Source organism: Achromobacter pulmonis (genome assembly GCF_902859765.1).
GTDB classification, from domain to species: domain Bacteria; phylum Pseudomonadota; class Gammaproteobacteria; order Burkholderiales; family Burkholderiaceae_B; genus Achromobacter; species Achromobacter pulmonis.
On the sequence record NZ_CADIJV010000009.1, the window covers coordinates 36,496 to 59,309 of the forward strand.

22 protein-coding genes are annotated in these 22,814 nt (G+C 67.6%); 8 read left to right on the forward strand and 14 right to left on the reverse strand.

Going from position 1 to position 22,814, the window contains the following annotated elements; translation table 11 throughout:
• Positions 1-84: 84 nt before the first annotated feature.
• Both HV701_RS09985 and HV701_RS09990 read left to right on the forward strand, forming a co-directional pair.
• On the forward strand, positions 85-804 hold the full coding sequence (locus tag HV701_RS09985; protein ID WP_175132911.1) for a hypothetical protein: 720 nt from the start codon (positions 85-87) through the stop codon (positions 802-804).
• Between the two features lie 54 nt (positions 805-858).
• Positions 859-1,335 carry a hypothetical protein gene (locus HV701_RS09990; RefSeq protein WP_175132912.1) on the forward strand — a complete coding sequence of 159 codons (477 nt, stop codon included), beginning with the start codon at positions 859-861 and terminating at the stop codon, positions 1,333-1,335.
• A 50-nt stretch (positions 1,336-1,385) separates the two neighbouring features.
• Here the strand turns inward: HV701_RS09990 and HV701_RS09995 are convergent, their stop codons facing one another.
• From HV701_RS09995 to HV701_RS10030, 8 genes are all read right to left on the reverse strand, one after another.
• Positions 1,386-2,360 carry a Bug family tripartite tricarboxylate transporter substrate binding protein gene (locus tag HV701_RS09995; protein ID WP_175132913.1) on the reverse strand — a complete coding sequence of 325 codons (975 nt, stop codon included), beginning with the start codon at positions 2,358-2,360 and terminating at the stop codon, positions 1,386-1,388.
• 92 nt (positions 2,361-2,452) lie between these two features.
• Positions 2,453-3,658 (reverse strand): tricarballylate utilization 4Fe-4S protein TcuB, encoded by a 1,206-nt coding sequence (gene tcuB / locus HV701_RS10000; protein WP_175132914.1) that lies wholly within the window; start codon positions 3,656-3,658, stop codon positions 2,453-2,455.
• Complete coding sequence (gene tcuA, locus HV701_RS10005; RefSeq protein ID WP_175132915.1) at positions 3,645-5,060, reverse strand: FAD-dependent tricarballylate dehydrogenase TcuA; 1,416 nt, start codon at positions 5,058-5,060, stop codon at positions 3,645-3,647. The genes tcuB and tcuA overlap by 14 nt, the downstream gene beginning before the upstream one ends.
• A 106-nt stretch (positions 5,061-5,166) precedes the next feature.
• On the reverse strand, positions 5,167-6,093 hold the full coding sequence (locus HV701_RS10010; RefSeq protein WP_175133012.1) for a LysR family transcriptional regulator: 927 nt from the start codon (positions 6,091-6,093) through the stop codon (positions 5,167-5,169).
• Between the two features lie 73 nt (positions 6,094-6,166).
• Entirely contained in the window at positions 6,167-7,063 is an 897-nt protein-coding gene (locus HV701_RS10015; RefSeq protein ID WP_175132916.1) for a c-type cytochrome, read from the reverse strand.
• Positions 7,056-8,408 (reverse strand): c-type cytochrome, encoded by a 1,353-nt coding sequence (locus tag HV701_RS10020; protein WP_175132917.1) that lies wholly within the window; start codon positions 8,406-8,408, stop codon positions 7,056-7,058. Before HV701_RS10020 ends, HV701_RS10015 begins: the two co-directional genes overlap by 8 nt.
• A 251-nt stretch (positions 8,409-8,659) precedes the next feature.
• Positions 8,660-9,358: a glutathione S-transferase N-terminal domain-containing protein gene (locus HV701_RS10025; protein WP_175132918.1), complete on the reverse strand. Its 699-nt coding sequence runs from the start codon at positions 9,356-9,358 to the stop codon at positions 8,660-8,662.
• Between the two features lie 246 nt (positions 9,359-9,604).
• Positions 9,605-10,045, reverse strand: coding sequence for a hypothetical protein (locus HV701_RS10030; RefSeq protein WP_254595150.1), 441 nt, complete (start codon positions 10,043-10,045; stop codon positions 9,605-9,607).
• Positions 10,046-10,244: 199 nt separating this feature from the next.
• On the opposite strand from HV701_RS10030, the gene HV701_RS10035 reads away from it, so the two are divergent.
• Complete coding sequence (locus HV701_RS10035; RefSeq protein WP_175132919.1) at positions 10,245-10,412, forward strand: hypothetical protein; 168 nt, start codon at positions 10,245-10,247, stop codon at positions 10,410-10,412.
• Between the two features lie 64 nt (positions 10,413-10,476).
• Here HV701_RS10035 and ykgO read toward each other — a convergent pair whose 3' ends face one another.
• Positions 10,477-10,617 (reverse strand): type B 50S ribosomal protein L36, encoded by a 141-nt coding sequence (gene ykgO, locus HV701_RS10040; protein ID WP_006385796.1) that lies wholly within the window; start codon positions 10,615-10,617, stop codon positions 10,477-10,479.
• Positions 10,618-10,833: 216 nt separating this feature from the next.
• Here ykgO and HV701_RS10045 point away from each other — a divergent pair, with 216 nt between their 5' ends.
• The 3 genes from HV701_RS10045 (at position 10,834) to prpF (ending at position 15,410) form a co-directional block, all read left to right on the forward strand.
• Positions 10,834-11,544, forward strand: coding sequence for a GntR family transcriptional regulator (locus HV701_RS10045; RefSeq protein ID WP_175132920.1), 711 nt, complete (start codon positions 10,834-10,836; stop codon positions 11,542-11,544).
• On the forward strand, positions 11,541-14,159 hold the full coding sequence (acnD, locus tag HV701_RS10050) for a Fe/S-dependent 2-methylisocitrate dehydratase AcnD (protein WP_175132921.1): 2,619 nt from the start codon (positions 11,541-11,543) through the stop codon (positions 14,157-14,159). The genes HV701_RS10045 and acnD overlap by 4 nt, the downstream gene beginning before the upstream one ends.
• A gap of 66 nt (positions 14,160-14,225) precedes the next feature.
• Positions 14,226-15,410, forward strand: a complete 1,185-nt coding sequence (prpF, locus tag HV701_RS10055) for a 2-methylaconitate cis-trans isomerase PrpF (RefSeq protein WP_175132922.1) — start codon at positions 14,226-14,228, stop codon at positions 15,408-15,410.
• 29 nt (positions 15,411-15,439) lie between these two features.
• Here the strand turns inward: prpF and HV701_RS10060 are convergent, their stop codons facing one another.
• The 4 genes from HV701_RS10060 to HV701_RS10075 all read right to left on the reverse strand — a co-directional run bounded on the left by HV701_RS10060 (position 15,440) and on the right by HV701_RS10075 (position 20,101).
• Positions 15,440-16,978, reverse strand: coding sequence for an argininosuccinate lyase (locus tag HV701_RS10060; RefSeq protein ID WP_175132923.1), 1,539 nt, complete (start codon positions 16,976-16,978; stop codon positions 15,440-15,442).
• A gap of 162 nt (positions 16,979-17,140) precedes the next feature.
• Positions 17,141-17,917: an SDR family oxidoreductase gene (locus HV701_RS10065; protein ID WP_175132924.1), complete on the reverse strand. Its 777-nt coding sequence runs from the start codon at positions 17,915-17,917 to the stop codon at positions 17,141-17,143.
• Between the two features lie 35 nt (positions 17,918-17,952).
• Positions 17,953-18,867, reverse strand: coding sequence for a beta-keto acid cleavage family enzyme (locus tag HV701_RS10070; RefSeq protein ID WP_175132925.1), 915 nt, complete (start codon positions 18,865-18,867; stop codon positions 17,953-17,955).
• A gap of 10 nt (positions 18,868-18,877) precedes the next feature.
• Positions 18,878-20,101, reverse strand: coding sequence for an ABC transporter substrate-binding protein (locus HV701_RS10075; protein ID WP_175132926.1), 1,224 nt, complete (start codon positions 20,099-20,101; stop codon positions 18,878-18,880).
• Positions 20,102-20,239: 138 nt separating this feature from the next.
• Between HV701_RS10075 and HV701_RS10080 the strand changes: the two genes are divergently transcribed.
• Positions 20,240-21,016: a Crp/Fnr family transcriptional regulator gene (locus HV701_RS10080; RefSeq protein ID WP_236755649.1), complete on the forward strand. Its 777-nt coding sequence runs from the start codon at positions 20,240-20,242 to the stop codon at positions 21,014-21,016.
• Between the two features lie 92 nt (positions 21,017-21,108).
• Positions 21,109-21,681, forward strand: coding sequence for a GNAT family N-acetyltransferase (locus HV701_RS10085; protein WP_175132927.1), 573 nt, complete (start codon positions 21,109-21,111; stop codon positions 21,679-21,681).
• A gap of 42 nt (positions 21,682-21,723) precedes the next feature.
• On the opposite strand, the gene HV701_RS10090 is transcribed toward HV701_RS10085, so the two are convergent.
• Positions 21,724-22,779: an RNA methyltransferase gene (locus HV701_RS10090; protein WP_175132928.1), complete on the reverse strand. Its 1,056-nt coding sequence runs from the start codon at positions 22,777-22,779 to the stop codon at positions 21,724-21,726.
• Positions 22,780-22,814: the final 35 nt, after the last annotated feature.

Genomic DNA, 22,814 nt, shown 5'->3' on the forward strand with positions numbered 1-22,814 from the left:
ATGGAAACCCCGAGCTGCCGGCCATCGCCTTAGAGTGCGAAACCTTCAAAGTTCAGGACGGTGCCGCGTCGCGGTCCGACTCCCATGACGGTTTCATTTCCTCGTGTTCTTCCGCGCCACGCGCTGGGTTGCTACCTGGGCGCGGCGGCGCTGCTCTATCTGTTCGCCGCGCAACTGCTGGCCGTCATCGACATCTGGCTGCTGCCGCGCCGCCTGCTGGTCGAGATGCTGCGCTATCGCGCCATGTGGCTGGTCTTTTTCCTGACGCTGCCCACCGTGGGCTATCTGCTGTGGCGCGGCGCCGACCTGGTCGCGTGGTGGCGCGCGCCGGCCGCGCTGACGCTGGATGAGCGCGCGCTGCATCTGGGCACGCTTACGGTGCCCTACGCCGACATCGCCTCGATGCGCCATCGGCACAACCGCGATCACCTGCTGCTGACGCTGGCCGACGGCCGGCGCGTACGCCTGCGCCTGGCGATCTGGGGCCATGCCGAGGCGCTGCTGGAGCAATTGGATGCGCGCGTGGGCGGCAATCTCGAAGCCGACGCCCGACGCCGCATCGACGCCGGCGCCACCGTCGACTTCGGCACGCTCGGCATGAACACGGCCGGCCTGGTCTACAAGGGCCGGTCGATTCCATGGTCCAGCATCGACACCATCCGCACGCAATCCGACAGCGAAGGCATGGAAACCGACGAGACGCTGATCATCGTCGCCCAAGGCAAGACCCACAAAGTCGACCGATCCGGCATCGACAACGAGCCGGTGCTGCTGGCCTGCCTACGGCACTATCTGCCCGCCTGACGCCGAAATCCCGCCCCTGGCGGCCCCTCCTCCTTTCGCACGCAACCTCTCGACATGGAAATCTACAGCTCCACCTCGCACCAAGCCCAGACCCTGGCCGACCGCCCGGTGTACTACTCGCGCAACCGCCTCATTACCGGCGCCGTCATCTGGACGGTGGCCGCGCTGGCGTTCGGCGCCATGGCCGTTCGCGCACGGGACAATCTCGGCGGCATGGCGTTCTTCGCCGCCATCGCGGCCATCGGCGTCTGGCTGGTGATCCGCTGCCTGATGCGCGCCTTCGGCCCCGCCAAGCCGGTGATCACTTTCACGCGCGAAGGTCTGCGGCTGACGGACGGCGCCGTCATTCCGTGGCACGCCATCAACGAAAACACTTACGTCAATCAGACCTACGTCGGCATCCCCACCGCGCGGCAGATCCAGCTCAAGACCTCGCTGCCGGACCGCAAGCGGGTGCTGGTCCAGGCGATGGCGCTGGAAATCAGCGGCGACGAATACCTGGCCCTGTGCGACGCCTATCAGGCGCGCTGAACGCCCCCGCCTGACGGGCGCGGCCATGCCGCGCTGCGTCGGCGCCGGGCTCAGTTCACGGTGGCGCCGGAATCCTTCACTGCCCGCGCCCAGGCCGCGATCTCCTGCTGGATGAACTCGCCGAAGGCCGCGGTGTGCAGCGTCGACGCCTGCGCCCCTTCCTCCATCAGGCGCTGCTTGACCGCCGGCGCGGCCAACGCGCCGCTCAAGGCCTCGTTCAGGCGGGCCACCACCGCATCCGGCGTGCCCGCTGGCGCCACCACCCCATGCCACGACAGGGCCTGGAAACCCGCCAGACCGGACTCCGCCATGGTGGGAATCCCAGCCAGGGCGGGCGAGCGCTGCGGCGAGGTCACCGCCAGCGCCCGCAGGGTGCCGGCCTTCACGTGCGGCAGCACGCCCGGAATCGTGGTGAACATGAAGTCGATCTGGCCGCCGATCAGGTCGGTGATGGCCGGGCTGCCGCCCTTGTACGGCACATGCGTGAACTGCAGCCCCGCCTCGCGCTTGAACATCTCGCCGGCCAGGTGGCCCGGCGTGCCGGCCCCGGCCGAGCCCATGTTGATGCGATCGCCCTGGCTCTTGATGTAGGCGATCAGCTCCTGCACGCTGTTCACTTTCAGATTGGGGCCGACCACCAGCACATTGGGCACGGTCGCCAGCAACGTGACCGGCTTGAAGTCCTTGACCGCGTCGTACGAGATGCGGGAGTACAGCGAGGGATTGATGCCATGGGTGCTGGCGGTCGCCAGCAACAGCGTATAGCCATCCGGCGCGGCCGACGCCACCTGCTTGGCGGCGATGGTGCCGTTGGCGCCCCCCTTGTTGTCGACCACGATGGTCTGGCCGAGCGATTTGGCGGCCTCGGCCGCCACCGTGCGCGCCAGGATGTCCGAGGTGCCGCCGGCCGAATGCGGCACCACCAGGGTGATCGGCTTGGCGGGAAACGACTGCGCGTGGGCCGCCGGCAGGGCTGACACGAGACAGGCGGCGAGCGCCAGGCGGGCAAGGCAATGAGGGAACATGCAAGTCTCCTGAAGAATATTGGAATCGCGGCGCCTTCGAGGGCGCCGTCATGCGAACGCGTGGGCCCCGCGCGCGGCGGCAGGCAATCGCCTCAGTCGGCGCCCGTGCGCAGGGTGTCGGGCTGGCGCTTCTCGATCGACCACTTCAGCAACGCCGCGCAGCGGTAGATGCCGTGCGCGAACTTGCCGTAAGGCAGGGTCAGGAACAGCGCCATCACCACGCCCAGATGCACCGCCAGCAGCAACGCCATGGCGCCGGTATCGCGGCCGGCCAGCAGCGCCAGGCCCGTGGCGCTGGTCAACAGCAGCAAGGCGATGAAGCCCCGATCCATCGGCTTCTGCGCCGCGTCACCCTGCAACGGGTGGCGCTTCAGGTTCAGCCACAGCAGTCCCGCCGGCCCGATCAACAGGCCGATGCCGCCCGCGGTGCCCAGCAGCACCGGCGCGCTCCAGAACGGATACGGCGCCTGCTCGCCCAGCAGGTAGTGATAGAGCGTGGCCACGCAGGTGGCGGCAAAGCACAACATGAAGCCGTAGAAGGTAAAGTGGTGGAAGCGCCGGCGCCACAGCGTAAAGGCGTCGTCGGCGTTGTTGCAGCCCTTCCCATGGCCGCCATCCAGGTAACGCAGGCGCAGCGCGTCGTGCGCGGCCTCGGCCACCGCCGCGCCGCTGGCCGCCCCTGGGCTGACATCGCGCCAGAAGCGCGCCGCGCCGATGCCAAGCGCCAGCATGGCGAAGCCGAACACCGCGCCGAACATCAGCGCCAGCGTGTTGTGCGGAAACACCGCATAGAAATTGCCCGCCAGCGGCGCGTGCCACAGGCCGCCCGTCAGCATCACGGTCAGGGCCAGGAACAGCGCCAAGGCGGCCGCCGCGGCCAGCGACAGCGTCAGCCCGTTGCGCCGGTACAGCTTGCCCAGCGCCGCCGGGAAGGCGTATTCCGTATAGGTCTGCAACCGCACCTTGGCCATGGCCTGCGGCACGTTCACCGCGAACTCGTGCGGCGGCGCGTACTGACAGGCATGCAGGCAGGCGCCACAGTTGTGGCACAGGTTGGCCAGGTAGTTCAGATCGGCCTTGCCGAACTCCAGGCGCCGGGTCATCGCCGGGAAAACGGCGCAAAAGCCCTCGCAGTAGCGGCAGGCATTGCAGATCTGCATGACCCGCGCCACCTCGGTTTCGTCCTGACTGAGGGCGGCGGCGCCCCGGCCATGCCAGCGCACCGGCTGTTCGATCATGGCCGGCGCCGACTGCGCCAAAGATTCGGCCTCGCGGGCCAGGGTCTCAAGCTGCCGCATGCTGGGCTCCGTTGCGGTGGGTACGTTGAGCGGCGGCGGCGGCGCGGGTGCCGGCGATACGGCCGAAGGCGGTGCCGATGGACATGCCGACCCCTGCCGTATAGCCCTTGCCCAACACGTTGCCGGCCATCATCTCGCCCGCCACGAACAGGTTGTCGCTGGGCACGCCGTCGAAACGCACCGCGGCGGTTTCGTCGACTTTCAGACCCAGGTAAGTGAAGGTGATGCCGGGCCGCAGCGCGTAGCCGTAGAACGGCGCGGTGTCGATGGGCCGGGCCCAGTGGGTCTTGGCGGGCGCGAGACCCTCGGTGCGGCAGTCGTCCAGCACCGTGTGGTCGAAGGTGCCGGCGCGACAGGCCTGGTTGTATTCGCGGATGGTGTGCTCGAATGCCACCGGGTCCAGGCCCAGGCGGCGCCCCAGTTCGGGCACGGAATCGGCGGTGACGCCGGGAAACACCGGCGGCATGAAGCGGCCGACGGCCTTGGCATCAATGATGGAATAAGCGATCTGCCCCGGCTGCATCGCCGTCAGGCGGCCCCAGATGGCATAGCGCTTGGGCCAGAAATCCTCGCCCTCGTCGTAGAAACGGCGCGCCTCGCGATTGACCACCACACCCAGCGAGACGCAGTCGATGCGGGTACAGATGCCGCCGTCGTACAGCGGCGCGCGCGCGTCGATGGCCACGCAATGCGACTGCGACGGATCGCCGATGCGGTCGGCGCCCGCGTCCAGCATGAACTTGAGCAGCACGCCCTGGTTGTAGCGTGTGCCGCGAATCAGGAAGTTGTCCGCCGGCCATTCGCCGCGCTCGTCCTGGCCCCAGGCCTCGCGCAGCCATTCGCGGTTGGATTCGAAGCCGCCGGCCGCCAGCACACAGGCGCGCGCCTCGATGCGCTCGGCGCCGATGCGGGCGGCCTTGAAACGGCCGCCCTCCAGTTCCAGCGCGTCCACCGGCGCGTCATAGCGGATGCGCACGCCCAGGGCCTCGGCGCTGCGGTAATAGGCATTGACCAGCGCCTTGCCGCCGCCCATGAAGAAGGCGTTGGTGCGGGCCACGTGCAGCGCGCCCGACAGCGGCGGCTGAAAATTGACACCATGGCGCCGCATCCAGCCGCGACAGGTGGCGGACTCGCGGATCACCAGCCGCGCCAGCTTCTCGTCGGTCTGGCCGCCGGTGACCTTGAGCAGGTCCTGCCAGTATTCCTCTTCCGGATAGGCGTCCACCAGCACGTCCTGCGGCGCGTCATGCATGCAGCGCAGGTTGCGCGTGTGCTGCGAATTGCCGCCGCGCCATGCGCGCGGCGCGGCTTCCAGCAGCAATACACTGGCGCCCGCCTCGCGCGCCATCAGCGCCGCGCACAGCGCCGCATTGCCCCCGCCTATCACCAATACATCGACCATGTCATCGTTCCCGGATCAAGGAACGGACTGTAGGCCGGCGCCGCGCGCCGCGATATCAGCGCGGCGTCAACAGGTCTTCATGATTCGTGAAGGGCGCGGCATCCGCTCAGCCGGTATGCAGCGCCCTCACCGCCCACTTGCCCTCGCGCGCCAGGGTGCGCGACACGTCGGCCAGCACCAGGCGCGCGGCCAGCGCCGCCGGTGACAGCTCGTCATCCGACAGGCTGGCCAGCAGATTGGGCCGGAACAGGTTAGCGTCGTCGATCCGCGCCATGACCAGCTGCCCGGGTGCGATGCGGGCGGTGGCGGAACTGGGCTGGATGGTGGCGGCGTAGCCCAGCTGCACCACATCCATCAGCAACGCCAGGCCATCGACCTCGGCCACCACGCGGGGCGCCAGGCCCAGTTGCTGGAAGGCCTGGTTGACCGAGGCGCGCAGTCCGTGGCGGCCGCTGGGCAGCACCAGCGGCAGGCCGGCGATCTCCTCCAGGCGGGTGTTCGGACCGGCGGGCAGGCCGGCCATGCCGCGCCCGGCGCACAGGTACAGCGGCTCGTCCAGCAACGGCGTCACGCTCCAGCGCCGCGCCGCCTCGGCATGGAACACGATGGCCAGGTCGAGCTGACGGCCGTTGAGCATATCGGCCAGGTGGCCCGACAGCGCCTCGACCAGGTGCAGGCGAATATCCGGATAGCGGACGTTCATGGCCTGCACGAACGGCGCCCCCAGGATGGAGGCGGTGGTGGACGACAGGCCGACACTGACGTGGCCGGCCAGGCGCGCCTGCTGCGCGGCCTGGACCGCATCGTCGGCATGGCGCAGGGCCAGTTGGGCCTGGCGAAAGAACGCCAGCCCGGCGTCGGTGGGCACCACGCCGCTGGCGCTGCGTTGCAGCAGCCGCGTGGCCAGTTCGCCTTCGAGCCGGCTGATCTGCTGGCTGAGCGCGGACGTCACCATGCCCAGCGACATGGCCGCGCGGCCAATGCTGCCCGCTTCGACGACACGAACGAAATAACGAAGCTGGCGCAGTTCCATGGCGGGCCCGGACAAAGGAAGATCCGCCGATTGTAGGCTGCGGGGCGAGCCGGCGGCCCGCTCCCGGCGGGCCTCAGTAGCGCGCGTCCTTGGGCTTCTTGCCGTCCGGCCAGTCCTTGTCCTTGGGCGGGAAATCCGGCCGTGGCATATGCGTGAAGTACTCCGCCACGTCGACCGCGTCCTGGTCGGACAACACCTTGCCCTCGCCCCAATTGCCATGGGTGTTCACGCCCATCGGCATGCTGTTGCGGATGAACGCGGCCGCCTTGTAGGTGCGCGCCAGGCCCGCGCCGATATTGAACGACTCGTCGCCCCACAACGGCGGGAACACGATGTTGCCCGCGCGGTCACGCTTGCCCTCGCCGGCCGCGCCATGGCAGGAAGCGCATTGCGCCGCGTACAGGTGCTTGCCGCGCGCCGGATCCGGAACCAGTTTGGTATCGATCGGCCAGGCGTTCTTGATCTGCACCTTGGCGCCGTGCGGCACGTCCTGCGCCAGCCACTTCATGTACGCCAGCATCGCCGCCATTTCGGGCGAATCCTTGTCCAGCGGCTTGCCGTTCATGGAACGCTGGAAACAGCCATTGATGCGGTCCGCCAGTGTGACATCGCGGCCGGCGCGCGGATTGAACTGCGGGAACGAGTTGAACGAATTGATGTAAGGCGCGCCCAACGGCTTCTTGCCCTGTTGCACGTGGCAGCTGCTGCAATTGAGGCTGGCGCCGGTGTTGTGCGGCAGCAGGCGGCGGGTTTCGTTGAGCAGCCGCTGGCCGTAGCGGATCTGCTCGGCGTTGGGCGCGCTGTCGATCAGGGTGTCGGACGGAATGGTGTAGTCGGGCAGCCGCTTGCCATCCTTGTCGAGCACCGCGAAGGTCTGGGTGTCCGCCGGCGCGGGCGTGGCGGCCAGCGCGGCCGTGCCGCCCGCGGCCACCAGCGCCAGCGCGGCGGCAATCTTGTGCAGGTTATTCATGCTTGCCTCCCGACACGATGTTGGGCTTCTTGCCGGCCAGGAAATCGCGGATGTGCGCCACCTCGTCGCTGGCGATCGGCGGCGCCTGGTTGGTCCAGGCCGTGCGGATGAAATTGATGACGTCGGCGATGTCCCGATCGTTCAGGTGGTTGAAGCGCGGCATGGCGAAGGCCATGGTGTCGTGCTCGGTGGCCGGCATGCTGCCGCCCTCCAGGGTGATCTGGATGATGGACTGCGGGTTCTGCGCGAAGACGGCCGAATTGCCGGCGAGCGCCGGGAAGATGCGCGGCATGCCCTGGCCGTCGGCGCGGCGGCAGATGACGCAGTGCTCCATGTAGATCACCGCGCCGCGCGAATCATAGCGGCCGGCCAGCAACGACGCCGTGGTGGTGTCTGCCTTGGCTGGGAACACCGGCGCCTTGCCCGGCGCCGGCGGCAGCTGCTTCAGGTAGGCCGCGATGCTGGCCAGGTCGTCATCGGTGAAATAGCGCGTGCTGTGCTCGACCACGTCGGCCATGGCGCCGAACACCGCCACCCTGTCGGTGCGGCCGGTCTTGAGAAACAGGGCGATGTCGTCCGCGCGCCAGGAGGCCAGGCCGCGGGCTTCGCCGCGCAGGCTCTTGGCGCGCCAGCCGTCGATCACCGCGCCCGAGAGGAAGGCATCGCCGTCGGCCAGGGACAGCGCCTTTTCCTGGTAGGCCAGGCCGCGCGGCGTATGGCAGGCGCCGCAATGGCCCGGGCCCTCCACCAGGTAGGCGCCGCGCGTCACTTTCTCGTCCGCGCCAACCGGCGCGGCGAAGTCGCGCTTGCCGGCGAACAGCAACTGCCACCAGGCCATGGGCCAGCGCATGTTCAACGGCCAGGGAATGGTGGAATCGGCGCTGGGCTTGTCGACCGGCTCGACCTGCGACATGAAATAGGCGTAGAGCGCCTGGATGTCGGCGTCGGGCATGATGGCGTACGACGGATAGGGCATGGCGGGATAAAGCGCCGCGCCGTCCTTGCGGATGCCGTACTGCACCGCGTTCTTGAAATCGGCGTAGCTGTAGGCGCCGATGCCGGCGGCCTTGTCGGGCGTGATGTTTGAAGAATAGAGGGTACCCACCGGCGTCTGCATTGCCAGGCCGCCCGAGAAAGACTTGTCGCCCGGCGCGGTGTGACAGGCGACACAGTCGGCGGTGCGCGCGATGTAGGCGCCGGCCTCGGCCAGCCTTCGATCCTGCGTATCGACGACGACCGTGCTGTCCGTCTTGCGGATGGCGGTCAACAGATGGGCGCCGCCGATACCGCCGCCCAGTCCCGCCAGCGCCAGCAGCGCCACCGCCTTGATCCCGAAATGCTTCATTCAACCCTCCGTTGCCGCCGGCCAGCGCGCACGTCGGGGGTTCGTACTGCGTGGTCCAGCTTATGGAGGCAGCTTACGCCTTTCAGTAATAAGCATATGACCAAGAGGCATGAGTGCGCCGACGTTGTTTGACGTGGCGCAAACCGGTCCGATTCCTCAGACTAGTTAACAGGGAAGCCATTGTGCGGAAGCGGGATCCATCCGGTCCGGCGCACCGCGATGCGCTGCCGGACCGGCGCCTACGCAGGCCCTCAGGCCGGAATCGTCAGGCCCTTGATCACGGCCGGACGCGCCACGAAGGCTTCCAGCACGCGGGCGACATTCTTGAACTGCGGGAACTCGACCAGATCACCGGCGCCGTAGAAACCGACAAGGTTGCGCACCCACGGCAGGATGGCGATATCGGCAATGGTGTATTGCTCGCCCATGACCCAGTCACGCCCTTCCAGGCGCTTGTCCAGCACGCCCAGCAGGCGCTTGGATTCGGCCACGTAGCGGTCGCGCGGACGCTTGTCCTCGTAGTCCTTGCCAGCGAATTTATGGAAAAAGCCCAGTTGGCCGAACATCGGGCCGATGCCGCCCATCTGGAACATCACCCATTGCAGCGTCTCGAAACGGCCGGCGGTATCGGCGGGGATGAGCTGGCCGGTCTTGCTGGCCAGGTAGACCAGGATGGCGCCGGACTCGAACAGTGCCAGCGGCTTGCCGTCAGGACCATTGGGATCGAGGATCGCGGGGATCTTGTTGTTCGGGCTGAGCGACAGGAATTCCGGCGAAAACTGGTCCTGCGAATCGAAACTGACGCGGTGCGGTTCATAGGGCAGGCCCAGCTCTTCCAACAGGATCGACACCTTGACGCCATTGGGCGTGGGCAGCGAATACAGTTGGATGCGGTCGGGATGGCGGGCGGGCCATTTCCGAGTGATGGCGAACGAGTCTAGGGAGGACATGCGGGGGGACTCCTGGAGATCCGGGTGGCGATGAGAGGCCGCGCTCGCGGCGGCTGCCGGCCGGCGGCGCGTCGGGCAAATGTAGCGCAAATCACCCGCCTGCAAGCGTCATGCGGCCGCCGTTCAGCGCGCCGTGCCGCCATCCGCCCAGACCGTCTGGATCGGGCCATAGCCGAGGGCGCAGTGGCTGGACGACACGCGCGTGCTGTACCAGACCGTGCGGGAGCTGGATCGCAGGTTGCGCGGCTAGCGCCGCGATCCGGCCGTCTGCCGCATGAGGCCGCGTACGGCCGCGGCGGCCAACGCCAGCGGCAGCGCGATATCCCACTGGCCCAGGAACAGCTCGACCGTCGCCTCCCAGGGCGCCCAGGTGTTGCCGAACAGCCGCGGGTCCGGCGGCCCGAGATAGATGGCAAGCAACGCCGCCACGGCGAAGCGCGCGGCGCGCCCCGGCGACGAAAGCGTGGCCCGCGACAACCGCTCCGCCAGCGCCAGGGCCGCCGTCGCAACCAGCCCGGCGAATATCGCATCCAGGAAGAAATCGGCGCGCTCGTACATATAGGGCGCCTGGGGAATTTCCAGCCCATAGCTGCCCGTGCGCAGCTTGGCGGTGAGACAGGCGCCGAACAACGACGCCGTGGCGAAGAGCAACAGGAAATCGCACAGGCGCGACAGCAATCTGGACATGGGAAAAACCGGTAAACGGCGGGCAGCCCGCAGCATGCCACAAAGCCGCCCCGCGTCGCCCGCGCACGCGGCCACTGGGCGACATTACCCGGCGTGCGCCTCCCAAGCCGCACAAACCACGCCCCCCGCGCCGGGCGTAAACTGGCAACAGCACCATACGCTGCATGTGGCCGCCGAGGGGCGGCCACCGGAGATGACCATGCATGCCACCCCCATACGCGCATTTGCCTTGCTGGCCGCCCTGCTGATCCTGGGCGGCTGTTCCTCGCTGGGCCCGGGCGGTCCGCCCCATCCGGGCGCCGTCAACCCGTACAGCAGCGGCGGTTTCCACGATGCCGGTCCGAACTATCCGGACACCGGTCCCTGACCGCCTCCGGGCAGCATGAACCGTCGGCCACGGTCCGGCAGCCGGCCCAGGCCAGGCTGCCCGGCTACTTGTGCTTGGCCCCGCCCTGGCGCGCCTTGAAGCGCGGATTGGATTTGCAGATCACGTAGATGCGCCCGCGGCGCTTGACCACCTGGCAGTCGCGATGGCGGGTCTTGGCGTCTTTGAGCGAGGAAAGGACTTTCATGCGGAAGGCTCCGGCAAGGGGGTGGAACGAGTCTGGCCGCCCATCGCAGGCGGCAGCCAGACTGCAAATGATATGTAATAACATTACTATTGTCACGCCGGGATTACCAAGGCCGCTTGCAGCGCTCCCGGACCAAGGGTAAATTGTTGACAATCGAACGCCGAACAGCGTCCAAACCCGGGTTTTCACCTGGAAAAACATCCGATTGTTGACACCATGAGCAAAGTGCTGACCCTTCCCGGCGCCCTGCCCGACGACAGCGAGACCCTGGCGGAACAGATTTTCCGCAAGATCCAGGCCGCCATCGTCAAGGGCGAGATCGCCCCCGGCAGCAAAATCTCCGAACCGGAACTGGCGCGCGAGCATGGCGTCAGCCGCGGCCCGCTGCGCGAGGCGCTGCACCGCCTGGAAGGCCAGCGGCTGCTGGTGCGGGTGCCGCATGCCGGCGCCCGGGTGGTATCGCTCAGTCCGCAGGAACTGGCCGAACTCTACGAAATCCGCGAATCGCTCGAAGGCATGGCCTGTCGCCTGGCGGCCGAGCGCATGGCGCCGGCCGAGGTCGAGCAGGTGCGCCAGGTGCTGCACGCCCACGAAAAGGACGAGGCCTTCCAGGCCGGCATCGGCTACTACCAGCAGGAGGGCGACTACGACTTCCACTACCGTATCGTCAAAGGCAGCGGCAACCAGATGCTGTTCCGCATGCTGTGCGACGAACTCTATCAACTGGCGCGGATGTACCGTATCCAGTACTCGACCACCCCCAACCGCCCGCGGCAGTCGTATGCCGAGCACCACCGCATTCTCGACGCCATCGCCGACCGCGATGGCGAGCTGGCTGAACTCCTGATGCGCCGCCACATCCGCGCATCCCGTCTCAACATTGAAAAACAGATCGCTCAGGGCAACCTGAAGCGCACCGAGGCATGAACAAATCCTATCGCAAGCCCCTGCAAGGCACCCGCCTGGACTATTTCGATGCGCGCGCCGCCGTGGACGCCATCGCCCCCGGCGCCTACGACCGCCTGCCCTACACCTCGCGCGTGCATGCCGAGAACCTGGTGCGCCGCTGCGATCCGGCGCTGCTGACGGATGCGCTCAAACAGCTGATCGAACGCCGCCGCGACCTGGACTTTCCGTGGTATCCGGCGCGCGTGGTCTGTCATGACATCCTCGGCCAGACCGCGCTGGTCGACCTGGCCGGCCTGCGCGACGCCATCGCCGACAAGGGCGGCGACCCCGCCAAGGTCAACCCGGTGGTGCCGGTGCAGTTGATCGTCGACCACTCGCTGGCCGTGGAATACGGCGGCAACGACCCCGACGCCTTCGCCAAGAACCGCGCGGTGGAAGACCGCCGCAACGAAGACCGCTTCCACTTCATCGACTGGACCAAGCAGGCCTTCCGCAACATCGAAGTGGTGCCCCCGGGCAACGGCATCATGCACCAGATCAACCTGGAACGCATGTCGCCGGTGATCTACACGCAGGACGGCGTGGCCTTCCCCGACACGCTGGTCGGCACCGACAGCCACACCCCGCACGTCGACGCGCTGGGCGTGATCGCCATCGGCGTGGGCGGCCTGGAAGCCGAAAACGTGATGCTGGGCCGCGCCTCGTGGATGCGCCTGCCCGACATCATCGGCGTCGAACTGACCGGCCGCGCCGGCCCCGGCATCACCGCCACCGACGTGGTGCTGACGCTGACCGAATTCCTGCGCAAGGAAAAAGTGGTCGGCGCCTACCTGGAATTCCACGGCGAAGGCGCCGCCAGCCTGACGCTGGGCGACCGCGCCACCATCTCGAACATGGCGCCTGAATACGGCGCCACCGCCGCGATGTTCGCCATCGACCAGCAGACCATCGACTACCTGCGCCTGACCGGCCGCGAGGACGAGCAGATCGCCCTGGTGGAAACCTACGCCAAGACCGCCGGCCTGTGGGCCGACAGCATGAAGACCGCCGAATACGAGCGCGTGCTGCGCTTTGACCTGTCGACCGTGGTGCGCACCCTGGCCGGCCCGTCCAACCCACACCGCCGCCTGCCGGTGGCCGACCTGGCCGAGCGCGGCATCGCCGGTACGGTCGAGAACCAGCCGGGCCAGATGCCCGACGGCGCCGTCATCATCGCCGCCATCACCAGCTGCACCAACACCAGCAACCCGCGCAACGTCATCGCCGCCGGCCTGCTGGCGCGCAACGCCAACCGCGCCGGCCTGACGCGCAAGCCGTGGGTCAAGAGCTCGCTGGCGCCCGGTTCCAAGGCCGTGGCCCTGTACCTGGACGAAGCCGGCCTGACCGAAGACCTGGAAAAGCTCGGCTTCGGCGTGGTGGCGTTTGCCTGTACCACCTGCAACGGCATGTCGGGCGCGCTCGATCCGAAGATCCAGCAGGAAATCATCGACCGCGACCTGTACGCCACCGCGGTGCTGTCCGGCAACCGCAACTTCGACGGCCGCATCCACCCCTACGCCAAGCAGGCCTTCCTGGCCTCGCCGCCGTTGGTGGTGGCCTACGCCATCGCCGGCACCATCCGCTTCGACATCGAACGCGACGTGCTCGGCACGGACGCCAACGGCCGCGAGATCCGCCTCAAGGACATCTGGCCCAGCGACGAAGAGATCGACGCCATGGTCAAGGCCGCCGTCAAGCCGGAGCAATTCCGCAAGGTCTACGCGCCCATGTTCGGCCTGCGCAATGAGCGCGATGCCGCCGTCGATCCGCTGTACGCCTGGCGCCCGCAAAGCACCTACATCCGCCGCCCGCCCTACTGGGAAGGCGCGCTGGCCGGCGAACGCACCCTGCGCGGCATGCGCCCCCTGGCCGTCCTGGGCGACAACATCACCACCGACCACCTGTCGCCGTCCAACGCCATCCTGATGGACAGCGCCGCCGGCGAATACCTGCACAAGATGGGCCTGCCGGAAGAGGACTTCAACTCCTACGCCACCCACCGCGGCGACCACCTGACCGCGCAGCGCGCCACCTTCGCCAATCCGAAGCTGTTCAACGAGATGGTCAGGAACGCCGACGGCACGGTCAAGCAGGGCTCGCTGGCCCGCGTCGAACCCGAAGGCCAGGAAATGCGCATGTGGGAAGCCATCGAGACCTACATGAACCGCAAGCAGCCGCTCATCATCGTGGCCGGCGCCGACTACGGCCAGGGCTCGTCGCGCGACTGGGCCGCCAAGGGCGTGCGCCTGGCCGGGGTCGAGGCCATCGCCGCCGAAGGTTTCGAACGCATCCACCGCACCAACCTGATCGGCATGGGCGTGCTGCCGCTGGAATTCAAGCCGGGCGTGAACCGCAAGACGCTGGCGCTGGACGGCACCGAGACCTACGACGTGACGGGCGAGCGCAAGCCGCGCGCCGACCTGACGCTGGTGATCCACCGCCGCAACGGCGAAACGCTGGAAGTGCCGATGACCTGCCGCCTGGACACTGCGGAAGAAGTGTCGATCTACGAGGCCGGCGGCGTGCTGCAACGCTTCGCGCAGGACTTCCTGGAAGCCGAATCGGCCGCCGGCGCGGCCAAGCAGGCCGGCTGACGCACCTTCGCATGGCGGGCGCCAAGGCGCCCGCCTTCCCCACCCAAGACATCAGGACTGCCCCCCATGGCCCATGCCCCCCAGATCAAGATTCCCGCCACGTACATGCGCGGCGGCACCAGCAAAGGCGTGTTCTTCAAGCTCGACGACCTGCCCGAATCCGCCCGCGTGCCGGGCCCGGCGCGCGATGCGCTGCTGCTGCGCGTCATCGGCAGCCCCGACCCCTACGGCAAACAGATCGACGGCATGGGCGCGGCCACCTCCAGCACCAGCAAGACCGTCATCATCGGCAAGAGCAGCCGGCCGGAACACGACGTCGACTACCTGTTCGGCCAGGTCTCGATCGACCAGGCCTTCGTTGACTGGAGCGGCAACTGCGGCAACCTGTCGGCCGCCGTCGGCCCCTTCGCCATCACCAATGGCCTGGTCGATCCGGCCCGCGTGCCGCACGACGGCATCGCCGTGGTGCGCATCTGGCAGGCCAACATCCAGAAGACCATCATCGCCCACGTGCCCATCACCGACGGCGCGGTGCAGGAGACCGGCGACTTCGAACTGGACGGCGTGACCTTCCCGGCCGCCGAACTGCAACTGGAATTCATGAACCCGGCCGAAGAAGGCGACGGCGGCTCGATGTTCCCCACCGGCAACCTGGTGGACGACCTGGAAGTGCCCGGCGTGGGCACCTTCAAGGCCACCATGATCAACTCCGGCATTCCCACCATCTTCCTGGACGCCGAAGCCCTGGGCTACTCCGGCACCGAGCTGCAGGACGACATCAACGGCGATGCCGCCGCGCTGGCGCGCTTCGAGACCATCCGCGCCCACGGCGCCCTGCGCATGGGCCTGATCAAGACCCTGGAGGAAGCGGCCGCGCGCCAGCACACGCCCAAGGTGGCGTTCGTGGCCCGCCCCAAGGCCTACACGGCCTCCAGCGGCAAGCCGATCGGCGCCGGCGACATCGACGTGCTGGTGCGCGCCCTGTCCATGGGCAAGCTGCACCACGCCATGATGGGCACCGCCTCGGTCGCCATCGCCACTGCCGCCGCCGTGCCGGGCACGCTGGTCAACCTGGCCGCAGGCGGCGGACAGCGCGACCAGGTCAACTTCGGCCATCCCTCGGGCACGCTGCGCGTCGGCGCCCAGGCCCAGCTGATCGACGGCGAATGGACCGTCACCAAGGCCATCATGAGCCGCAGCGCGCGCGTGCTGATGGAAGGCCGGGTGCACGTGCCGCAGTCCGGCTTCTGAGGCGCGGGCCGGCGCACGCCGGCCGCGCCTTACTGGCGCTTGTCTTCCGGCGCGCTGGCCGCCAGGGCGTCGAAATCCTTATCCAGCCTGGCCAGCGAGTCGGCGATGTGCGCGCGGCGTGCCTTGATCCACTTGTCCTGCGCGGCCAGTTGCGCGCGCGCCTCATTGATCATGCGCTCCATTTCCGCCGGCTGCGGACCGCCGATGGTGGCGCGGTTCTTGACGATGGCCACCGGGTCCAGCGTCGAACGGAACTCGGCCTCGCTCATCGGCAGTTCGTTCGGATACTTGGAGCCCTTCATCGCCTCGGCGTAGATGCGCCGTGCCTGGTCGTAGGGGAAGTCCAGCGGCTTGATGTTGTTGGCCTTGGCGTAACTCACCACCTCCGAGGCGAAGTGATGGCCGTCGCGGAACGGCAGCTTGTACTTGCGCATCAGCACGTCGGCCAGTTCCTGAGAGGCGGTCCAGTCGCTGTTCAGTTCCTCCAGCGCACGCTCGGGGCTGATCACCAGGGCCTTGAGCACGCGGTCCCAGCGCTTGAGCGCGGAAATGCCGGCATCGACCATCGCCGAGTTCTGCTTGACGTCCTTCGGATCGCTCATGCCCGGGGTGATGTTGTGCGTCTGGATCACCGGCCCCATGGCCAGCGTCACCGCGGTCGAGGCGTCGCTACGCGTGCCGTTGAGCAGGCCCGGGTTGCGTTTTTGCGGCATGGCGCTGGACACATAGGTGTTGCCGCCGCCCTCTTCGAGCAGGATCCAGGGCCGCGGCTGCGCGTACTGCGTCATCACGTCTTCGACGAAGTTGCCGGTGCGCAGCGCGATGCTGGTGACGATCGACGCCACTTCCACCGGCTGATCCATCGACGAGATCTGCGAGGCGTCATAGCCATTGTCGACCAGCGCGGTAAAGCCCAGGTACTGCGCCATGCGCTTGCGGTCCAGCGGCCAACTGGTGCCATTGAGCACCGTGGTGCCCATGGGCGAGCGGTCGATGCGCGCGTAGGCCTCGCGGATGCGCTGGGCATCGCGCGCCATTCCGGCGGCCTGCCCCAGCAGATAGTGGCCATAACTGTTGGGCTGCGCCGCCACGCCATTGGTGTAGTTCGGCACGATGGTGGCGCGGTGCCTGGCGGCCAGTTCCACCAGCGTGGTCGAGGTGGCATTGAGCTGATCGGCCAGGTCCAGCAGCTTGTCGCGCAGGATGGCGCTGCGGTAGGTGGCGTGCATGTCCTGGCTGGAACGGCCGGCGTGCAGCAGCGTGACATCCTCCCCCGCCGCCTTGATCAGCAGCGGCTCGAAGGTGATGACCGTGGCCGGCCGCTTGGCGCCCGGCTGGTTGCCGTCATGGATCACCTTGGCCACGCCCGCCGCCAGGCGCGGCGCCATGGACTTGTCGAGCAGTCCCTGGTCGGTATTGATCACGGCCGTGGCCTTGTTGATCTCGCCCAGCCAGAAAAAAGGATCGTGCGGCGGCCTGGCGGCGGCGGGCGCCTGCTGGGCCGAGGCGGCGTGGGCGCCGAGGGACAAAACAAGGGCAGCGCCCAGGGCGGGCAGGAAATGTCTCATGGTGTTCTCGTTATGAGGGGAAAATCACTAAGGCAACCCCCTGTATCAGACACCATTTTTGCCCGTTTCGCGTCCCGAAATGCAAGCCGGCGGCTCAGGGATGACCCGGATATCCCGCCCCCTTGAGCTCGGCGCGCCCGCGCGTGCCACGGCGCAGCCGCGTCACCCCAGGTATTCGACGTTGCCGCAAACCGAAATGCTCTGGCCGCTGATCATCGCCCCCTCGTCCGAACACAGGAACGCCACCTGATTGGCGATGTCCTCGGGCTGGGTCATCTTGCGCAGCGACACCTTTTCCACCAGTTGCGCGCGCATGGCGTCGTTGCTGACGCCTGCCGCCGCCGCGCGCGCGGCGATGATGCGTTCGACCCGCTCGCCCGCCACCACGCCCGGCAGCACCGAATTGACGCGGATGTTCGACGGCCCAAGCTCCATCGCCCAGGTCTGCGTCAACCCGGCCAACCCGAACTTGCTGGCGCTGTAGGGGCTGCGCAGCGAAAAACCCAGCCGGCCCGCGACCGACGAGATGTTGATGATCGCCCCGCCCCCCGCCTCGCGCAGCAGCGGCACCGCGCTGCGCGCGCACAGGAAGGTCCCCGTCAGGTTGACGTCCAGCGTGGCCTGCCAGGCCGCCAGATCCGTGTCTTCGAGCCGGCTGGTGGGGCCCGAGACGCCGGCGTTGTTCACCAGCGCGTCCAGCTTGCCCCAGCGCCCCGCCAGGTCCCCGAACATGGCCAGCACCTGGGCTTCATCGGCCACGTCCGTGACGCTGCCGCTCAAGCCGGAATGCGCCCGCACCGCCGCCTGCACCGCTTCCGCGGCCACATCGCAGATATGCACCTGCGCGCCCGAGGCCAGGAACTTGCGCGCGATGGCCAGGCCGATGCCCCCCGCGCCCGCGGTGATCAGGACCCGCTTGCCCTTCAACGATTCGATCATCAGGCTACCCTCCTAGAGACACCCCGCATCATGGCCTACAGCGCGAATTCCGGCCGCACGCCGCTGCGCAGCGGCAAGCCCATGATCTCGCGCGCCTCGGCGGGCGTCGCGGGTTCCATGTCCAGTTCGCGGATGATGCGCACGATGCGCTCGGTCAGCTGCACGTTGGTCGCCAGTTCGCCATGGCGGTAATACAGGTTGTCCTCCAGCCCCACCCGCGCATGCCCGCCCAGCAGCAGTGCGCTGATGTTGGCTTCCAGCTGCGACGGCCCGATGCCGCTGACGCAAAAGATGCTGTTCTTGGGCAGCAGGTCCACCATCATCTGCAAGTGGCGCGGCGAGAACGGCATCGCGTTCTGGAAGTTGCGGTGCACGTTCATCACCAGGTTGATGAAATGCGGCGCCTCGTCCAGCCCCTCGTTGATCAGCGTGGTCGCGTCCTGCAGGATGTGCGTCGGGCTGAACACCTCCCACTCGGGCTTGATGCCGCGCGCCTTCATGCCGGCCGCCAGCTCGCGCGCGCGGGTCAAGGGCGTGTTCATCAGATATTCGCGGTCGCCGAAAGCCAGGTTCAGCGTGGTGGCGTCCAGCGTGCACATCTCGGCGCCGGCATCCATGCCCTTGAGCCGCTCTTCCCACAGGATCTCCCAGGTGCCCGGCGTGGTCTCCTTGACCATGTCGCCATGCACGCCGCCGCCAGTGGAGTTGTTCAGCACGATGTCGCAGCGCTCGCGGATGCGTTGGTTCATGTCGCGATAGATCGCCGCATCGCAGGTGGCCTGGTCGTCGGGACGGCGCGCATGCAACGCCACCACACTGGCCCCGGCGTTGTAGCAGCGGTAGACGTCCTCGGCAATCTCGGCCGGCTGGGTCGGCAGGTGCGGATTCTGGCTCTTGAACGCCATGCCCCCGGTGGGGGCAATGGTGACGATCACTTTGCGTTTTGCCATGGCGGTTCTCTTATTTCCAAAGGGCGCAGCGGGTTTCGGCCTTGGTGGTGAAGGCCTCGTTGCCGTCGATGGTCTGCACCACCTTGAAGTAGTCCCAGGGCGCCTTCGATTCCTCGGGCGTCTTGACCTGCAACAGGTACATGTCATGCACCACGCGGCCGTCAGGACGCACCACGCCGTTCTTGATGTACACGTCGTTGAGCTTGTTCCCGCGCAGGTAGGCCAGCACCTTGTCGGCGTCGTCCGTGCCAGTGGCCTTGACCGCGCGCAGGTACTGGATGGCCGCCGAATAGTCGGCCGCCTGCAGCGAGGACGGCATGGCGTTGCGGCGCTCGTAGAACTTCTGCGCCCAGGCCCGCGTCTCGTCCGACGCATTCCAGTACCAGCTGTCGGTCAGGTACATGCCCTGCGCCGTTTGCAGGCCCATGGCATGGATGTCATTGATGAACATGATCATGCCGGCCAGCCGCATCGTCTTGGTCAGGCCGAATTCATTGGCCGCCTTGATCGCATTGGTGGCGTCGGCGCCGGCATTGGCCAGCGCCAGGATTTCGGCCTTGCTGGCCTGCGCCTGCAACAGGAACGATGAGAAATCGCTGGTCGACAGCGGATGCTTGACCGACCCGATCACCTTGCCGCCGCCGGCCTCGACCACCTTGGTGGTATCGGCCTGCAGCGCATGGCCGAAGGCGTAGTCGGCCGTCAGGATGTACCAGCTCTTGCCGCCCGCCTTCACCACCGCGCCCCCGGTGCCGCGCGCCTGCGCCACGGTGTCGTAGGCATAGTTCAGCGTGTACGGCGTGCACTGTTCGTTGGTCAGGGCCGGCGCGCCCGCCCCCACCACGATGATGGGCTTCTTCTTGTCGGCCGCCACCTTGGACATGGCCAGCGCGGTGCTCGAATTGGTGCCGCCGATCAGCAGGTCCAGGCCGCGCTGATCGAACCACTCGCGCGCCTTGGCCGAGGCGATGTCCGCCTTGTTCTGGTGGTCGGCCGTCAACAGCTCGATCTTCTTGCCGTTGACCTCGCCGCCCATCTCCTCGATCGCCATCTTGATGGCTTCCGCGCCGCCAGGGCCATCGGGGCCGGAATACACGCCCGACATGTCGGTAATGAAGCCGATCCGGATCACATCGTCGGAAATCTGCGCCTGGGCCGCGCCCGCTTGCAATAGCGCGCCTGCGATGGCGCCGGCCAGGACAGCGCGTGAAAACCTGCGTGGCATTGACAACATACCTGTCTCCTCTTATGGTTTTTTGGCTCTGGGGCCCCGAATATTCTCGGACTGGCCCCAAATGCGAACAGTCATCATGTTGACAAAGCGCCCTAGGGTTTACCTGGGCGCTCTCACCACGGCGGAACGGGGACAACCATGCGCGCACCGGCAGCCGGAACCGGCCATGAACCTGCCAGCCCGAAGCGGCGGGCCAAGCCAGACCCGGTGGACCGGATGCTGGCCGTCGTGCCCTGGTACAACGGCCTGCCGCGCCTGGAGCGCGACATGGTGCGGGCCGAACTGCGGGTGGTGTCGTTGCGGGCGGGCGAACGCCTGTTCCGCGAGGGGTCCAAGTCGCTGGGCTGGTACGGCGTGGTGGACGGCCTGGTGAAATGGTCGTCGCGCGGCTCGGACGGCCGATCGCTGTCGCTGGCCGGCTTCAGCACCGGCAGCTGGTTCGGCGAGGCCACCATGATCCGCCGTGAGCCGTTCGAATACGAAGTGGTGGCGCTACGGCCCAGCCAGGTCGTGATCCTGCCGCGCGACACCTGCGAGCGCCTGTGGAACAACAATATCGCGTTCACCAAGGCGCTGATGACCCACCTGGCGCAACGCGTCAACTGGCTGATGGCCAGCTACACCGGCAACGTGCTGCTGGACGTCGACACCACCGTGGCCCGCGCCGTCGCCGCGCAACTGAACGCCGAGCAACATTCCGATAACAACGGCCGGCTCAAGATATCCCAGGAGGAAATCGCCAGCCTGTGCGGCGTGTCGCGGCAACGCTGTAACGCCGCCCTGACCCGGCTGGCGCGGCTGGGCGTGCTACAGACGCATTATCGGGGGATGACGATCCTGGACCGGGAGGGCCTGTACCGGCACGCGAAGCTGAACCGGGAACCCGCGGACCATCCGGCCGACATGCCGGCATAGCCTGCCGGCCGGGGCGGCCGGCGCCACGCATTTCCGCCGTTCACCCATCCGCGGTATCTTTGCGCCTTCCGCTGCTCCCCCTCCGTCGACCCATGATCCCCGCGCCCACGGCACCGGCCCGTCCCCTGCTCACGCCACGCCTGTCGCTGCGGCCGGCGATTCGCCAGCATGCCCCCGCCTTGCTGGCATACCATCTTGCCAACCGGGCCCACCTGCAGCCTTGGGAACCCGCCCGGTCCGACGCGTTCTACACCGCCCCGTCGACCGAAGAACGGCTTGCCGCGATGGAGATGAACACCGCCGCCGGGCAGGCGGTGCACCTGCTGCTGTTCGACAGGACCGACGACAGTCTGGTCGGCACCTGCAACTTCACCAATATCGTGCGGGGGGTTTTCCAGGCCTGCCATCTCGGCTTCTCACTCGCGCAAGATCGCGAAGGGCACGGACTGATGCGCGAATGCCTCGTCGCCGCGACACATTTCATGTTTACCGAACACGGCCTGCACCGCATCATGGCGAACCACCGGCCCGAGAACGCCCGCAGCGCCCGTCTGCTGAAGGGCCTGGGGTTCGAGCGCGAAGGCATGGCGCGCGCCTATCTGAAGATCAACGGCGCCTGGACGGACCACGTGCTGACTTCGCTGATCAATCCCGCGCACGCGTGATCGGCCGCGACGACGCGCCACCGCGTTGCAGGCAAGGCCGGTCTACGCGGCTTCCCGCCTGGCCGCGCGATTGCGGCGCAGTTCGACCACCTGCTCCGCTCCCACGGCGCGGGCGCGCAACTGGCCGCAGCCGCCATCCACGTCCTGCCCGGCGCTGTTCCGGATCTTGGTCAGCACGCCACGGCGATGCAGCGTGCGCACGATCTCGCGGATGCGTTCGGCTTCGGGTCGCTGGTAGTCGTCGCCTTCCAGGCTGTTGAAGGGAATCACATTGAGCACGCCGAACTTGCCCTTGAGCAGGCGCGGGATCGCATCGAGTTCGTCGTCGCCGTCATTGATGCCCTTGAGCAGCGTCCATTGGTACTGGATCGGGTAGCCGGTATCGCGGGCGTAGCGTTCGCCCAGTTCCACCAGTTCCTGTGGCGCGATCTTCGGCGCGCGCGGCAGCAGGTGCTCGCGCAGCTCGGCCCGGGTCGTATGCAGCGACAGCGCCAGGGCCGGCTTGACCGCTTGCCGCGGCAGCGCCTCGAATACACGGGGGTCCCCCACGGTGGAGAACACCAGGTTCTTGTGGCCGATGTTGCCTTCGGTGCCGAGCAGGTTGATGGCTTCCAGCACGTTTTCCAGATTGTGCGCCGGTTCACCCATGCCCATGAAAACCACTTTCCTGACCGCGCGCAAGCGCCGCGCCAGCACCACCTGCGCCAGGATCTCCATGCTGGCGACCTGGCGGATCAGGCCGCTCTTGCCGGTCATGCAAAACCGGCAGCCGACCGCGCAGCCGACCTGGGTCGACACACACAGCCCATCGCGCGGCAGCAGCACGCTTTCCACCATCTGGCCGTCGGCCAGATCGACCAGCAGGCGCGAACCGTCATTGCCGGCATGCTCGGAACGGACGCGGGCCAGACCGTCCAGGTCCGCCGCCAGGGCGGGCAGCGCCTGGCGCAGCGCCAGCGGCAGATAGTTGTCGAAGCGCCGCCGCCACGCGGCGCTGTCGAACGCCTGCCCGCTCAGCCAGGCGCGCATGACCCGCCCGCGATGAGCTGGCTGGGCGCCTAAGGCGGCGAGGCGTTGGTCGAAATCGGAGTGGCGCATGGGGAGCGGATTTTACCCCGCCCGGCACAGCCGCC